The 13,847-nt window shown below is 69.8% G+C and carries 15 protein-coding genes; 4 read left to right on the top strand and 11 right to left on the bottom strand.

Annotated features, from left to right (window positions below; all coding sequences use genetic code 11):
* Nucleotide 1 precedes the first annotated feature (1 nt).
* The gene (locus EZ242_RS19890; protein WP_135286941.1) at nucleotides 2-580 is read right to left on the bottom strand and encodes a DUF1439 domain-containing protein; all 579 of its coding nucleotides are present in this window, start codon (nucleotides 578-580) and stop codon (nucleotides 2-4) included.
* 204 nt (nucleotides 581-784) lie between these two features.
* A complete protein-coding gene (locus EZ242_RS19885) occupies nucleotides 785-2,569 on the bottom strand; it encodes a glutamine--tRNA ligase/YqeY domain fusion protein (RefSeq protein ID WP_135286940.1) in 1,785 nt (594 codons plus the stop codon).
* Nucleotides 2,570-2,703: 134 nt separating this feature from the next.
* On the opposite strand from EZ242_RS19885, the gene EZ242_RS19880 reads away from it, so the two are divergent.
* Entirely contained in the window at nucleotides 2,704-3,183 is a 480-nt protein-coding gene (locus tag EZ242_RS19880) for a hypothetical protein (protein ID WP_135286939.1), read from the top strand.
* Between the two features lie 36 nt (nucleotides 3,184-3,219).
* Here the strand turns inward: EZ242_RS19880 and EZ242_RS19875 are convergent, their stop codons facing one another.
* The gene (locus EZ242_RS19875; protein WP_135286938.1) at nucleotides 3,220-3,435 is read right to left on the bottom strand and encodes a hypothetical protein; all 216 of its coding nucleotides are present in this window, start codon (nucleotides 3,433-3,435) and stop codon (nucleotides 3,220-3,222) included.
* Nucleotides 3,436-3,946: 511 nt separating this feature from the next.
* On the opposite strand from EZ242_RS19875, the gene EZ242_RS19870 reads away from it, so the two are divergent.
* Nucleotides 3,947-4,753 (top strand): undecaprenyl-diphosphate phosphatase, encoded by an 807-nt coding sequence (locus EZ242_RS19870; RefSeq protein ID WP_135286937.1) that lies wholly within the window; start codon nucleotides 3,947-3,949, stop codon nucleotides 4,751-4,753.
* A 9-nt stretch (nucleotides 4,754-4,762) separates the two neighbouring features.
* Here the strand turns inward: EZ242_RS19870 and EZ242_RS19865 are convergent, their stop codons facing one another.
* The 6 genes from EZ242_RS19865 to EZ242_RS19845 all read right to left on the bottom strand — a co-directional run bounded on the left by EZ242_RS19865 (nucleotide 4,763) and on the right by EZ242_RS19845 (nucleotide 10,822).
* A complete protein-coding gene (locus EZ242_RS19865) occupies nucleotides 4,763-5,563 on the bottom strand; it encodes an alpha/beta fold hydrolase (protein ID WP_135286936.1) in 801 nt (266 codons plus the stop codon).
* Nucleotides 5,564-6,388, bottom strand: a complete 825-nt coding sequence (locus EZ242_RS19860; protein WP_135286935.1) for a proteasome-type protease — start codon at nucleotides 6,386-6,388, stop codon at nucleotides 5,564-5,566.
* Nucleotides 6,385-8,946, bottom strand: a complete 2,562-nt coding sequence (gene mutS / locus EZ242_RS19855) for a DNA mismatch repair protein MutS (RefSeq protein ID WP_135287014.1) — start codon at nucleotides 8,944-8,946, stop codon at nucleotides 6,385-6,387. Before mutS ends, EZ242_RS19860 begins: the two co-directional genes overlap by 4 nt.
* Before the next feature lie 252 nt (nucleotides 8,947-9,198).
* Nucleotides 9,199-9,345 carry a hypothetical protein gene (locus tag EZ242_RS22135; RefSeq protein ID WP_167784890.1) on the bottom strand — a complete coding sequence of 49 codons (147 nt, stop codon included), beginning with the start codon at nucleotides 9,343-9,345 and terminating at the stop codon, nucleotides 9,199-9,201.
* 119 nt (nucleotides 9,346-9,464) lie between these two features.
* Complete coding sequence (locus tag EZ242_RS19850) at nucleotides 9,465-9,836, bottom strand: hypothetical protein (protein WP_167784888.1); 372 nt, start codon at nucleotides 9,834-9,836, stop codon at nucleotides 9,465-9,467.
* A gap of 86 nt (nucleotides 9,837-9,922) precedes the next feature.
* Nucleotides 9,923-10,822: an inositol monophosphatase family protein gene (locus EZ242_RS19845; RefSeq protein ID WP_135286933.1), complete on the bottom strand. Its 900-nt coding sequence runs from the start codon at nucleotides 10,820-10,822 to the stop codon at nucleotides 9,923-9,925.
* 102 nt (nucleotides 10,823-10,924) lie between these two features.
* On the opposite strand from EZ242_RS19845, the gene EZ242_RS19840 reads away from it, so the two are divergent.
* Both EZ242_RS19840 and cysE read left to right on the top strand, forming a co-directional pair.
* Nucleotides 10,925-11,662, top strand: a complete 738-nt coding sequence (locus EZ242_RS19840; protein ID WP_135286932.1) for an RNA methyltransferase — start codon at nucleotides 10,925-10,927, stop codon at nucleotides 11,660-11,662.
* A 10-nt stretch (nucleotides 11,663-11,672) separates the two neighbouring features.
* Nucleotides 11,673-12,446, top strand: a complete 774-nt coding sequence (cysE, locus tag EZ242_RS19835) for a serine O-acetyltransferase (protein ID WP_135286931.1) — start codon at nucleotides 11,673-11,675, stop codon at nucleotides 12,444-12,446.
* Between the two features lie 108 nt (nucleotides 12,447-12,554).
* Here the strand turns inward: cysE and mog are convergent, their stop codons facing one another.
* Both mog and yjgA read right to left on the bottom strand, forming a co-directional pair.
* Complete coding sequence (gene mog / locus EZ242_RS19830) at nucleotides 12,555-13,145, bottom strand: molybdopterin adenylyltransferase (protein ID WP_135286930.1); 591 nt, start codon at nucleotides 13,143-13,145, stop codon at nucleotides 12,555-12,557.
* A complete protein-coding gene (yjgA, locus tag EZ242_RS19825) occupies nucleotides 13,142-13,786 on the bottom strand; it encodes a ribosome biogenesis factor YjgA (RefSeq protein ID WP_135286929.1) in 645 nt (214 codons plus the stop codon). Before yjgA ends, mog begins: the two co-directional genes overlap by 4 nt.
* Between the last annotated feature and the right edge of the window lie 61 nt (nucleotides 13,787-13,847).

Raw genomic sequence — 13,847 nt, 5'->3', positions numbered from 1 at the left:
CTCATGCGAGCGGGGCGAACCCGAGCTCCAGGCCGTCCGGCGTCACATCGATGGTGTCGGGCCGCAGGCCCCAGCCGCGCAGGCGCTGCACCTCGCGCGGGCTGAGGCGGTGCAGCACCACGTCGCCGATGAGCTGGCGCGAAACCGCGGTCAAAGCGGCCTCCAGCAGTTGCGCGCTGCGCCCCACCACCATGGGCAGCCGCAGCGAACGCAGCTCCAGCTGGTGCGCCCGCAGGCTGTGGTCGGACGGTTCCCAGCGCAGTCCGAACAGCAGGTCGAAGGAGCCGTGGAAGCTTTGCGGCAGCAAGGGCCCGCTGGACTCGAACTTCACCTGGGCGGCCACCTGCTCGCGCTCGGGGAGCATGCGCAGTCCGTCCACCCTGGCCGTGACCTCCACGATGCCGCCCATGGAGTGGCGCAGGGGCACGCGCTCGCGCAGGGACTCCTCGAGTTGCGCAGCGCTGATGCGATAGCGCGTGGGTGCGCCGGGGAAGCCGGCGCAGCCCGCCAGGGCCGCGGCCGCGAGCGGCCAGGCCAGACGGCCCAGCACCCGGCGTCGGGTCGGCTTCGGCAAATGCATGATGGATGCATTGTGGCCGGGCTGGCGCGCGCCGTGGGGGCGCGGTTCGAATCAGTGACAAGCGCGGAAGGTGTGAATGAATCGACTGCGCGTCCCGATCTGGCGCCTGCGCTTCTCGCCGTCCGCTTGTACGGCTGCGATGCTCCGCGCCACCTCAAGCCGCTCGCTACGATTCCTTCACGCCTTCGTGGCCCGGCCGTGCGCTCAGGTCCGCGCGAAGGTGTCCTTCAGGCCGGTCACGCGGTTGAAGACCGGCTGGCCGGGCGCGTGGTCCTTGCGGTCGGCCACGAAGTAGCCGTGGCGCTCGAACTGGAACTTCTCGTCGGGCCGGGCCTGCGCGAGCGAGGGCTCCACCCAGGCGCTGACGACCTTCAGGCTGTCCGGGTTGAGTTCTTCCAGGAAGTCGCGCTCGCCGGTGTCCGGCTGCGCCACGGCGAAGAGGCGGTCGTACAGACGCACCTGCGCTGCCACCGCATCGGCCGCGGCCACCCAGGTGATCACGCCCTTGGCCTTGACGCTGTCGCTGCCGGGTGTGCCGCTCTTGCTTTCCGGAAAGACGCGCACGCGCACCGCCTGCACGTGGCCCTGCGCGTCCTTGTCCGCGCCGACGCACTCGACCACGTAGCCGTACTTCAGGCGCACCTTGTTGCCGGGGTAGAGGCGGTTGTAGCCCTTGGGCGGGGTCTCCTCGAAGTCACCGCGCTCGATCCAGAGCTCGCGACCGAAGACGAAATGGCGCTGCCCGCGTTCGGGCTGGTGCGGGTGGACGGGTGCGGTGCAGGGCTCCAGGTGCCCGGCGCCCATGGCCTCGTCCCAGTTTTCCACGATGAGCTTGAGCGGATCGATGACCGCCATGGCGCGAGCCGCCTTGGGGTCCAGGTCGTCGCGCAGTGCGATCTCCAGCGTGCTGAAGTCGATCCAGCCGTTGGCCTTGGTCACGCCGATGCGCTCGGAGAACAGCTGCAGGCTCTCGGGCGTGTAGCCGCGCCGGCGCAGGCCGACGATGGTGGGCATGCGCGGGTCGTCCCAGCCGCTCACATGGCCTTCGTCCACCAGCTGCTTGAGCTTGCGCTTGCTGGTGAGCACGTAGGTGAGGTTCAGGCGCGCGAACTCGTACTGGCGCGGCTGCGGCGCGTTGATGAGCCCACCTTCGCGCAGGCGGTCCAGCAGCCAGTCATAGAACGGGCGCTGGTCCTCGAACTCCAGCGTGCACAGGCTGTGGGTGATGTTCTCCAGCGCATCCTCGATCGGGTGCGCGAAGGTGTACATGGGGTAGATGCACCAGCGGTCGCCCGTGTTGTGATGCTCCGCATGCTTGATCCGGTACAGGGCCGGGTCGCGCATGTTGATGTTGGGGCTGGCCATGTCGATGCGCGCCCGCAGCACGGCCGCGCCGTCGGGCAGCTGGCCCTCGCGCATTTCGCGAAAGCGCTGCAGGTTCTCGGCCGGCGTGCGGTTCCGGTAGGGACTGTCCACGCCGGGACGGCTGAAGTCGCCGCGGTTGGCGCGCATCTGCTCGGGCGTCTGTTCGTCAACGTAGGCCAGGCCCTGTTCGACCAGGTACTCGGCGGCGCGGTACATGAAGTCGAAGTAGTCGCTCGCGTGGTACAGGTGGCTGGTGCCATTGGCGTCCCAGCCGAAGCCCAGCCAGTGGACCGCGTCCAGGATGGCGTCGACGTACTCCTGCTCCTCCTTCTCGGGGTTGGTGTCGTCGAACCGCATGTGGCACACGCCCCCGTACTCGCGGGCCAGGCCGAAGTTCAGGCAGATGCTCTTGGCATGGCCCACGTGCAGGTAGCCGTTGGGCTCGGGCGGAAAGCGGGTGCGGATGCGTGCGGGATCGATCTCGCCGGCCTGATGGGTGGTGGCATCGGCCGGACGCCCGGCCCAGCGACGCTGCGCATAGCTGCCCTGGGCCAGGTCGCGCTCGATGATCTGGCGCAGGAAGTTGCTCGCTTTCGGGCTGTCTTTGTCGGCTGGCGCGGTCATAGCCGCCCGATTCTAGGTGGCGCTCAGGCAATGTTACTTCCGGCAACGGCTTTGACCGGGCGGCCGCCCACGACGGTCGCGCTGAAGCGTCCAATGGAAGGCGTCGGGTTCGTCCCCAGCATCGAAAGCATCCCATGCGTCCCACCAGCCTCCATCGTGGCCTTCGCCTCGCGGGCGCGGCCATCGCCCTGATCGTCGCCGGCGCCGCGCAGGCACGCGATCGGGTGTACTGGTCCGTGGACATGTCACCCGCGCCGGGTGTGTCGGTCGCCGTGGGGAACGTGCGACCGCATGTCGTGCATCCCGCGCCCATCTACGTCCAGCCTGCGCCGGTGTACGTGCAGCCGCCGGCCTATGTCCAGCCCTCGCCGGTGTATGTCCGGCCCGCGCCGGTCTATGTGCGGCCCGCTCCGGTGTTCGTGCAGCCACACCCTGTGTTCAGTCCGCCGCCGGTCATCTACGCGCCTCCGCCGGTCATCTATGCACCCCACGGCAGCCACTTGCGCCCACCCGTGTTCGGTGCGAACTACGGTCGTCCGATCCATCATTGGAAGCCCTCGCACCCGGGCAAGCACCCGCATGGCCACGGCCACCGCGGACGCGCAAGACACTGAGGGACGGCAGGAGGGGCGCCGGCGTTCCGGCGGGATTCAGCCGCGCGGCTTGGCCTGAGTCATCGGCGAGCCGCCGGCGAGCAGTTCCTTGAGCGCGAGCTGCTCGCGCAGGTGGGGGCGCAGGCTTTCCACGCCATAGCCGCTTCGGCCCCGTGCGCTGCCTCGGCCCTCCATGGCATCGCGTGCCGGCCTGGCGGCCTTGGGCCGCTCCTGGCGCTCGCGCATTGGGTCCTTGGGCTTGTCGCTGTTCACGTGCACGACCGTACTGAAGCCAGCCGGGCGGACGTGAGCGTGCTCCTTGCATTGGCGGGTAGGAGCAGTGCCCGTGGCCGGGTAGGCATACGCGCAGGAAAAAAAACGCCCCCAGGTTGAACCCTGGGGGCGAACATGCCAGTCGCGGGACGGAGGGCCGGACCAGCTCACCCCGGAGGAGGAGGGGACTCAGAGGAGTCGGGGTGATTTCCCTTGCCAGGCGCCGCAAGCTTTCACCGCGCCGCCTGATGCATTCGCAACACCGCTAGTAAACCGCGCGAGCCTCAGCCGTCTTGTAGGACGCCGCCTCGACGTGATGCCGGAGCGGTTCACTCCCTCCCTCCCCCTTTGGGGGTGGGCTGGGGTGGGGGCCCGCGCGCCGGCCACGCTGCTTCACGCGGGCCCCCATCCCAACCTTCCCCCAACGGGGGAAGGAGTGAACCCGCTCCAATGCCCCGCAGTGCAGCATGGCCCAGCGATAATCCGGCTCTTTGCCCGAGAGGAACCGCGCGTGGATGTGATGTTGTGGGTCAAGGCCGCCCTCATGGGCATCGTGGAGGGCCTGACTGAGTTCCTGCCGGTGTCCAGCACCGGGCACCTGATCCTCGCCGGCTCCCTGCTGGGTTTCACCGACGCCAAGGCCAAGGTCTTCGACATTGCCATCCAGACCGGCGCCATCTTCGCGGTGATCCTCGTGTACTGGCAGAAGATCCGCACCACCGTCGTGGGCCTGCCGTCGCAGCCGCTGGCCCGGCGCTTCTCGGCCAACGTGGTGATCGGCGTGCTGCCGGCCATCGTGCTGGGCCTGCTCCTGGGTGCCACCATCAAGGCCCATCTCTTCACGCCCGACGTGGTGGCCACCGCGCTCATCGTGGGCGGCCTGATCATCCTCTGGGCCGAGAAGCGCGCACCGGTGGCGGCCCGCATCGAGCACACCGACGACATGAGCACCTGGGATGCGCTCAAGGTGGGCCTGGCACAGTGCGTGGCGCTCATTCCCGGCATGAGCCGCAGCGGGGCCACCATCATCGGCGGCATGCTCATGGGCCTGTCACGCCGCGCGGCAACCGACTTCTCCTTCTACCTCGCCATTCCCACCCTGATCGGCGCCGGCGTCTACAGCCTCTGGAAGGAACGCGCGCTGCTGTCGGTGGAGGATGCGCCCATGTTCGTGATCGGCCTGGTGTTCTCCTTCGCCAGCGCCTGGATCTGCGTGCGCTGGCTGCTGCGCTACGTGGCCAGCCACAGCTTCGTGCCCTTCGCCTGGTACCGCATCGCCTTCGGCATCGTGGTGCTGGCCGCCTGGCCGAATGCCTAGCCCCTCGCTCTAGCTGATCGCCAGCAACGAGGCCTCGATGGCCGCCGCTGTCGCCAGCGGTTTTTCCATCGGGAACAGGTGGCTGCCATCGAGCATGGTCATGCGCCCGTGCGTCACCTGCTGCGTCATCGCCAGGCCCACCTGCCGCAGCTCGAGCGATTGCAGCCCGCCGATGAAGGCGGCCGGGCAGCGCAGCGGGTGGCGCCGCAGCAGGCGGTCGAGGTTGTCGGGCAGGGTGTTGTAGATGGCGGTTTCCACATCACGGTCGAAGCTCAGGACGCGCTGCCCGTCCTCGTCGTGCGTGCCGAAGGTGATGTAGTCCCGCAGCACCTGTTCGTCCCAGCGTGCGAAGGCCTTCTTGTGGCGGAAATGTTCGAGCGCTTCCTCGCGCGAGGGCCAGCGGTTGCGGCGCCTTCGGCTCACGGCGCCGGGCGAGATGGCGCCCACCAGTGGCGTGAGCTTGATGGCCCCGAAAGCCGTGGCACGCCAGCCGCCCAGGAGTGGCGAGTCCAGCATCAGCACGCCGCGCGCGACCTCCGGATGACGTGCCGCACACATCACGCTCAGGAACCCGCCCAGCGAATGCCCCACGAGGAAGGCCGGTTCGCCCGCCGCGACCGCGGCGGCCTCGGCGAATTCGTGCAGCTGCTCCACCAGCTCCCACCAGTTGTTGCGGACCGGATGGCGCGGGTCGTGGCCGAACTTCTCCAGCGCCTTGACGGTGAAGCCGCGTGCGCGCAGGTGGCCGAAAAGCTGGGTGTAGGTGCCGGCGGGAAAGCTGTTGGCGTGCGCGAAGACGACCAGGGCCATTCAGATCAGCCGCTCTTCCGGCCGTCCGATCTTGCGCAGCGGCTTGTGCTGGCAGCTCTCGGTGGCCAGGGGCAAGTCGGTCGCACCCTGCCAGACCGGATCGGGCACGCTGTCGAAGGCTTCGCGCAGCTTCTGCCCCCAGCTGCTGTGGACCATGCGGTAGTAGGGGTTGGACATGTCGATGCACACCAGCTTCTCGGAGGCGAAGCGGTCCACCTCGTACACGGCCAGGTCCAGCGGCGGACCCACGGAGAGGTTGGACTTCATGGTGGAATCCATGGACACCAGGGCGCACTTGGCGGCCTCGTCCAGGCTGGTCTCGGGGCGCACGAGCCGATCGAGCACGGGTTTGCCGTACTTGGATTCGCCGATCTGGAAAAAGGGCGTCTCGGCGGTGGCTTCGATGAAGTTGCCGGCGGAATAGACGCTGAACAGGCGCATGCCCTCGCCGCGGATCTGCCCACCGAAGATCATGGAGACGTTGAACTCCACGCCCGAATGGCGCAGCGCCTCGGCGTCGCGCTCGTACACATGGCGCACGGCCTGGCCGAGCACGCGGGTGGCGTCGAACATGCTGCGCGCGTTCCAGATGGACACGGGCTCGCCACCGCCCGGGTCCTTGAGCTGCTCGGTCTGCAGGATCTCGCGCACCGACTGTGCGATGGACAGGTTGCCCGCGGTGAGGAGCACCATGAAGCGGTCACCGGGCCGCTCGTAGACGATCATCTTGCGGAAGGTGCTGATGTGGTCCACGCCCGCGTTGGTGCGCGAGTCGGACAGGAACACCAGACCGGCGTTGAGCTTGATGCCGACGCAGTAGGTCATGGCTGCAATTGCTTCTTGAGTTGGTAGAGGGCGTCCAGGGCCTCGCGCGGGCTGAGTGCGTCCGGATCGAGCGCGGCGAGGGCCGCCTCGACCGCGCTGTGCACCGCGACGGGCGCCTCGGGCGGCGGCGCGAACAAGTCTACCTGCTCGCGCGACTGCGCCTGCTGCTCCTCCAGCGCCGCGAGCGCATGGCGCGCATGGTTCACCACCGCGGCCGGCATGCCCGCCAGGCGCGCCACCTGGATCCCGTAGCTGCGGCTGGCCGGGCCGGGCTGCAGCTCGTGCAGGAAGACCACGTCCCGGCCCGACTCGGTGGCGCTCACGTGCCAGTTCACGGCCGCGTGGTGCCGCGCGGGGAACTCCGTCAGCTCGAAGTAGTGCGTGGCAAAGAGCGTGTAGGCCTGGGTGCGGTCGTGCAGGAATGCGGCGATGCCCGAGGCCAGCGCCAGTCCGTCGAAGGTGGAGGTGCCGCGGCCGATCTCGTCCATCAGCACCAGGCTGTGCGGCGTGGCCGCATGCAGGATCTGCGCGGCCTCGGTCATCTCCAGCATGAAGGTGGACTGCGCATTGGCCAGGTCGTCGGCCGCGCCGATGCGGGTGTGGATGGCGTCCAGGGGCCCGAGCCGGCAGGCCTGCGCCGGAACGTAGGAGCCCATGGCGGCCAGCAGGCAGATCAGCGCCACCTGCCGCATGTAGGTGGACTTGCCGCCCATGTTGGGGCCGGTGATGACCTGCATGCGCTGGCGTGGCGACAGGCGCGTGTCGTTGGGAATGAAGGCGCCGCTGGAAGTCTCGGCCAGGCGCGCCTCCACGACCGGGTGGCGCCCCCGCACGATCTCGATGCCGGGCTCGCGCGTGAAGACCGGGCGTGACCACTCCAGGGTGAGCGAGCGTTCGGTCAGCGCGCACAGCGCGTCCAGCGATGCCAGCGCCCGCGCCAGGCGCGAGAGCGCCGGCACGTGGGGCTGCAGTGCATCCAGCAGTTGCTCGTACAGCCATTTTTCGCGCGCGAGCGCACGCTCCTGGGCCGACAGCGCCTTGTCCTCGAAGGCCTTGAGCTCGGGCGTGATGAAGCGCTCGGCGTTCTTGAGCGTCTGGCGGCGGCGGTAGTCGGCCGGCACCTTGTCCAGCTGGCCCTGCGTGACCTCGATGTAGAAGCCGTGCACCTTGTTGAACTGCACCCGCAGGTTGGCGATGCCGGTGCGCTCGCGCTCCTGCGCCTCCAGCTTGAGCAGGAAGCCGTCAGCGTTCTCCTGGATGGCACGCAGCTCGTCGAGTTCGGCGTCGTGGCCGGGCGCGATCACGCCGCCGTCGCGCACCAGGGCGGCCGGCTCCGGCAGCAGCGCCTGCGAGAGCAGCACGGCGCAGCCCTGGGGCGGTGTCAGGTCCTCGCCGATGGCGGCGAGCAGGCCCTGGTGCGCCTGCAGCAGCGGCGCCAGTGCACCCGCGCCCTCCAGCGATTGCGCCAGCCCCACGAGTTCGCGCGGACGCACCTGCCGCAGGGCGATGCGCGCCGTGATGCGCTCCACGTCGCTCAGCCCCTTGAGCCGATCGCGCAGCGCCTGCCAGGGTCCTTCGCGCAGGGCGGCGATGGCCTCGTGGCGTGCCACGGCCTCGGCGCGGTCCCGGCGCGGCTCCAGCAGCCAGCCCTTGAGGGCGCGGCTGCCCATGCCGCTCATGCAGCTGTCCAGCAGCTTGAAGAGCGTGGGCCCGTCGTCGCCGCGCAGGGTCTGCACCAGCTCCAGGTTGCGCCGGGTGGTGGCCGGCAGGTCGATGAGTTCGCCTTCGCGCTGCACGCGCAGCGCCTGCACATGGGTCAGGGCGCGCCCCTGGGTGTGCTCGGCATAGGCCAGCAGGGCGGCCGCCGCCGCATGCGCCTGCGACAGCGCGTCGGCGTCCCAGGCGCCCAGGCTGACCGCGGCCAGCTGCTCCAGCAGCTTGCGGTGGCCCAGGCCGGCGTCGAACTGGAAGGCCGGCCGCAGGGTGAGGGACAGCGGCAGGCCCATGCGCAGGTCCTTCAGGCGTGCTTCGAAGGCGGGCGTGACCTCGGCGCTGTACACCAGCTCGCTCGGGCCGATGCGCGCCACCCAGGCCTCCAGCTCGTCGCCGGTGCACTCGGCCAGCTGCATGGCGCCCTGCGTGACCGCCATCCAGGCCAGGCCGAGGCGGTTGCGCGGGCCCTGGTGCACGGCCAGCAGCAGGGCCTCGGATTTGTCGTTCAGCAGCGCCGTGTCGGTCAGCGTGCCGGGCGTGACCACGCGCACCACCTTGCGCTCCACGGGGCCCTTGCCCGCGCCGACCTCGCCCACCTGCTCGCAGATGGCGACCGACTCGCCCAGGCGGATCAGGCGGGCCAGGTAGGTCTCCACCGAATGGAAGGGCACGCCGGCCATGGTCACCGGCTGCCCGGCCGACTGGCCGCGGCGCGTGAGCGTGATGTCCAGCAGCCGGGCGGCCTTCTCGGCGTCTTCGTAGAACAGCTCGTAGAAATCGCCCATGCGGTAGAAGACCAGCGTGCCGGGATGCTGGTGCTTGATGCCCAGGTACTGGGCCATCATGGGCGTGTGGGCGCTGAGGTCGGGCGTGGGGCAGCCCGGGTCCGTGGTCAAAGGGGGGTCTCCTCGGGCGAACCGATGGGTGGCGAAGCGAAGCGCCCGATTATCCGGGACGGTGGGAAGGGGCGGAGGCCCCCTCCCCTTCTGGGGGAGGGTTGGGGTGGGGGCCCGTGCGCCGGCCACGCCACTTCTCTCGCGGCCCCCATCCCAGCCTTCCCCCAGAGGGGGAAGGTGCTTCCAAGAGGCCGCGAAGCCTCAGCGCCGGCCGAACACGATGCGCGTGGGCTCGCCCACCAGGTGGCGCTCCACGCCGTCCTCCAGGGCGCAGGCGTAGACCTCCAGCGCCCCGTCCACCGCTTCGATCGTCCGGTCGATGTCCGCATCGGTGTGCGCGTAGCTCACCACGAGGGACGGTGCGATGACGCCGCCAGCGACCAGCCCCTGCAGGATCGGTCAGAGCCGCGGTCGCCTGATCAGCAATGAGGCGACCGCGCAGGTCACGAAGTCAGTGCGCTGACCCACTACGGCACCGCCCGACGCGTGACCGTGAGCGTGTCGCTCGCGGTCACGTGATCGAACTCCCCTTCGGCCAGCGCCAGCAGCACGTTGCTGCCCACCTGCAGCGCGATGCCCTCGATCAGCCAGCTGCCGTGCCCACCCGGCGAACTGAGCTGGGCCGGGACCGAAACGCCGGTGCTGGTGTTGACCACGACCACTCGCACCGCGTGCGACGCGCGCCCCGCCAGGGCGAGCACGGGTGCGTCCGTCACGAAGACGGGCTCGGTCGTGGGGCTCTCGATGACGATGAAGGGGTCGCGCAGCAGCAGGTCGTCATCGGACCAGAAGAAGCTGAAGCTGCCGCCGCCGCACCCGGCCAGGGCCAGGGGCAGCACGAGGCGGCAAAGGAGAGGCTGAAGCCAGGTCGCACGCATGGGACTGGCCACATGCTGCCCCCAAGGCCGGGCTCCGGCAAGCTCGGCTATTCGGCGTCGCGCGGCGCTTCCTCTTCCTGGGCTGCGGGCGGAGCGTCGGCTTCGGCGGCCTGGCGCACCTGCGCCTTCTCGCCGGCGGTGGCGAAGCGGCTGTACTTCTGCAGGATGGGCACCAGCTGGCCGTAGATGCGGGGCGTGCCGGCCAGGCATTCGCGCTGCTCCAGGAAGTCGGGCTCGCCAGTGAAGTTGCCCACCAGGCCGCCGGCCTCGGTGACCAGCAGCGAGCCGGCCGCCACGTCCCAGGGCGAGAGGCCCGTTTCGAAGAAGGCGTCGGTGAAGCCGGCGGCCACGTAGGCCAGGTCCAGCGCCGCCGCGCCCGGGCGGCGCAGGCCCGCGGTGCGCTGCATGACGTCGCCCATCATCCGCAGGTAGTTGTTGAAGTTGTCGCCGGGGCGGAAGGGAAAGCCGGTGGAGATGAGGCACTGGCGCAGGTCGGTGCGCTTGCTCACGCGCATGCGCCGCTCGTTCATGTAGGCGCCGCGCCCACGCGTGGCGGTGAAGAGGTCATTGCGCGTGGGGTCGTAGATCACGGCCTGCTCGATGCGCCCGCGCACGGCGAGCGCGATGCTCACGCAATAGACGGGGAAGCCGTGGATGAAGTTGGTGGTGCCGTCCAGCGGGTCGATGATCCAGACGTTCTCGGCGTTCTGCCGGCCGTGCGTGCGGCCGGACTCCTCGGCCAAGATGCCGTGGTCCGGGTAGGCCGTGAGCAGGGTCTCGATGATGGCGTTCTCTGACGCGTGGTCCACCTCGGTCACGAAGTCGTTCACCTGCTTGCGCGAGATTCGCACGGACTCCACGTCGAGGGCGGCGCGGTTGATGATGGCGCCGGCGGCGCGTGCGGCCTTGATGGCCACGTTCAGCATGGGGTGCAGGTTGGACGACATGAATTGTGCGGGGAGGAGCGGGCCGCGGGCAGGCTGCCCGGAGCGGGGGAGCGGTCCGGCGATGCGGACGCACGACAATAGCGCGATTGTACTTTTGCCGCCGTGAAGACCCGTTTCATCCTCGTCGAGACCAGCCACGCGGGCAACGTGGGCGCCGCCGCCCGTGCCATGAAGGTGATGGGCTTTTCCGACCTGGTGCTGGTGGCGCCGCGCTGGGCCGACGTGCTCACCCGTGAAGAAACCCTGCAACGCGCCAGCGGCGCGACCGACGTGCTGGCCCGCGCACGCGTGGTGCCCACGCTCGATGCCGCGCTGGACGGCCTGTCGCACCTGTGCGCGACCGCCATGACCCCGCGCGACTTCGGCCCGCCCACGGCCGCGCCACGCGAGCATCTCGCCGCACTGGTGCGGCAGGCGCCCGCGCCGGTGGGCGTCGGCTTCGTTTTCGGCCCGGAGCGCTTCGGGCTCAGCAACGCCGACGTGTACCGCTGCCACGTCGCGCTGAGCATCCCGACCGATCCGGATTTCGGTTCGCTCAACCTCGCCGCGGCCCTGCAGGTGATCGCCTACGAATGGCGGCAGGCGCTGGGCGGCTTCGCGCCGGCGGCGGACACGCGGCGGGCGGTGGCGCCGGCGGATGCGCAGGCGGTGGCGGGCATGCTCGCGCACTGGGAGCGCGCGCTGGTGGACATCGGCTTCCTCGACCCGGCCGCGCCCAAGAAGCTGATGCCGCGGCTGAACCAGCTGTTCAACCGCGCCGGCCTGACCGAGGAGGAGATCCACATCCTGCGCGGCGTGGCCAAGGCCATGTCGCAAGCAGCGGCAAGGCCCAAGCCTTAGACTCGCGCGCATGTTCGACCGCCTGCGTTCCGACATCCGCTGCATCCTCGAGCGCGATCCCGCCGCGCGCAGCCGCTGGGAAGTCCTCACCTGCTATCCGGGCCTGCATGCCCTGCTTCTGCACCGCCTGGCCCACGCGCTGTGGCGCCGCGGCCTGCGCTGGCTCGGGCGCTTCATCTCGCAGTTCTCGCGCTGGCTCACGGGCATCGAGATCCACCCCGGCGCCACCATCGGCAACGGGGTGTTCATCGACCACGGCATGGGCGTGGTGATCGGCGAGACCGCCGAGATCGGCGACGGCTGCACGATCTATCAGGGTGTGACATTGGGTGGCACCTCGCTCGCCAAGGGCGCCAAGCGCCACCCCACGCTGGGTCGCAACGTGGTGGTGGGGGCCGGGGCCAAGGTGCTGGGCGGCTTCGAGGTGGGCGACAACGCCGCCGTCGGCTCCAACGCGGTGGTCACCAAGCCGGTGCCGGCCGGTGCCACGGCGGTGGGCATTCCCGCGCGCATCATCCAGGCCGAGGACTCCGCCCGGCGCGAGGCGGTGGCGAGCAAGCTGGGCTTCTCGGCCTACGGCGTCACCCAGAGCGACGACCCGCTGTCGCAGGCGCTCAAGGGCCTGATCGACAACGCGGCGTCGCAGGACCACCAGATCGCGCTGCTCTGGCAGGCCATCGAGCTCTTGTCGCAGGCGCGCAGCCGCGGCGACTGCGTTCCCGAGGACGCGGCGCGCACGGAATGCTTCGAGGCCGAGAAGCTTTCGCAGCTGGTGGGCAAGTAAGCGCACCCTCCGCCTCTGGGGGAGGGCAGGGGTGGGTGCCACGCGAGCCGACCCTGCTGCTTCCCGCGGCGCCCCCCTTCTAGCCGTCCCCCCGAGGGGAAAGGTGCCTCAGCGCACCCGCACCGCGTTCTTCGGGCGCCAAGCCTTGCACACCGCGTCGTCCGTTTCCAGGTAGGGCCCGCCGATCAGGTCGATGCAATAGGGTACGGCGGCGAAGATGCCGTTGACCACGGTGCGGCCCTGCTCGTCGCGCAGGCCTTCCAGCGTCTCCTGGATCGACTTCGGCTGCCCGGGCAGGTTGATGATGAGCGAGCGTCCGCGGATCACCGCCACCTGCCGCGACAGGATGGCCGTGGGCACGAAGTGCAGCCCGATCTGGCGCATCTGCTCGCCGAAGCCGGGCATTTCCTTGTCGGCGATGGCCAGCGTGGCTTCGGGCGTGACGTCCCGGGGCGCGGGTCCGGTGCCGCCGGTGGTGACCACCAGCGCGCAGCCGGCGTCCACCAGTTCCACCAGCGTGGCGCTGATGAGGTCTTTCTCGTCGGGAATGAGGCGCGGCTCGAAGCTGATGGGGTTGCGCAGCGCGCGACCCAGCCAGTCTTTCAAAGCCGGCAGGCCCTTGTCCTCGTAGCCGCCGCTGGAGGCGCGGTCGCTGATGGACACGATGCCGATGCGCACCGGATCGAAGTCGTGGCTCATTCGGGGTTCTCCTCGGTGGATGCGCCAGCGGCGGACGTGAGCTGCTCACGCACGAGCTGGAAGATGTCGCGGAAAGCGCGGCCCTGCCGGGGTGCGAGGCCTTCGGACACTACGCGTGCGTCGGGGGCCGGGCGGTCCTTGCGGGCCTGGCGCACCAGCGCGCGCAGCTGCTGCGCGTCGGTGGAGGGGTGCAGGCTCAGCCACTCGCCCAGGGCCTCGTCGCGCTCGATCAAAGCATCGCGCCAGCGCTCGGCCTCGTGCAGGGCCTGGGTATCGCGTGCCGAGCCCTGGCGCTGTGTTTCCAAGGCGTCGCGCACGGCCTGCAGGACGTCTTCGTCCAGGCCGCGCATGAGCTTGCCGACGTACTGCATCTGCCGCCGCCGGCCTTCGAAGTTGCTGATGCGCCGGGCCTCGGCCAGCGCATCGACGAGCTTTTCGGGCAGGGGCAGGGGATCGAAGAGGTCGGCGCGCAGGCCCAGCAGCGACTCGCCCAGTTTCTGCAACTGCTCGCTTTCGCGCTTGAGGTCGGTTTTGCTGGTTTCGGCGCCCTTGAGCTCGGCCTTGAGTTGCTGGTCGAGTTCGCTGCCTTCGGCGACGAACTGACCGCGCACGAAGTAGCCTCGTTTGGGTTTGCGTGACATGGGTGAAGCAAGAGGGGGCGGGCGCCAGGACGCCTGGGCCGCGCAAGGTCGGCAAGTATCA

The organism is Ramlibacter rhizophilus (assembly GCF_004681965.1).
GTDB lineage: Bacteria > Pseudomonadota > Gammaproteobacteria > Burkholderiales > Burkholderiaceae_C > Ramlibacter > Ramlibacter rhizophilus.
The sequence above is the reverse complement of the archived record's forward strand: the minus strand, read 5'-3'. Positions and strand labels throughout refer to the sequence as shown.

Excerpts from the sequence above, each read along its gene's own strand:
- mog (WP_135286930.1), bottom strand. The coding sequence starts at position 13,145 with ATGAGCCACGACTTCGATCCGGTGCGCATCGGCATCGTGTCCATCAGC.
- EZ242_RS19885 (WP_135286940.1), bottom strand. The coding sequence starts at position 2,569 with ATGACCGCGCCAGCCGACAAAGACAGCCCGAAAGCGAGCAACTTCCTG.
- yjgA (WP_135286929.1), bottom strand. The coding sequence starts at position 13,786 with ATGTCACGCAAACCCAAACGAGGCTACTTCGTGCGCGGTCAGTTCGTC.
- mutS (WP_135287014.1), bottom strand. The coding sequence starts at position 8,946 with ATGATGGCCCAGTACCTGGGCATCAAGCACCAGCATCCCGGCACGCTG.
- EZ242_RS19865 (WP_135286936.1), bottom strand. The coding sequence starts at position 5,563 with ATGGCCCTGGTCGTCTTCGCGCACGCCAACAGCTTTCCCGCCGGCACC.
- cysE (WP_135286931.1), top strand. The coding sequence starts at position 11,673 with ATGTTCGACCGCCTGCGTTCCGACATCCGCTGCATCCTCGAGCGCGAT.
- EZ242_RS19860 (WP_135286935.1), bottom strand. The coding sequence starts at position 6,388 with ATGACCTACTGCGTCGGCATCAAGCTCAACGCCGGTCTGGTGTTCCTG.
- EZ242_RS19845 (WP_135286933.1), bottom strand. The coding sequence starts at position 10,822 with ATGTCGTCCAACCTGCACCCCATGCTGAACGTGGCCATCAAGGCCGCA.
- EZ242_RS19880 (WP_135286939.1), top strand. The coding sequence starts at position 2,704 with ATGCGTCCCACCAGCCTCCATCGTGGCCTTCGCCTCGCGGGCGCGGCC.
- EZ242_RS19890 (WP_135286941.1), bottom strand. The coding sequence starts at position 580 with ATGCATTTGCCGAAGCCGACCCGACGCCGGGTGCTGGGCCGTCTGGCC.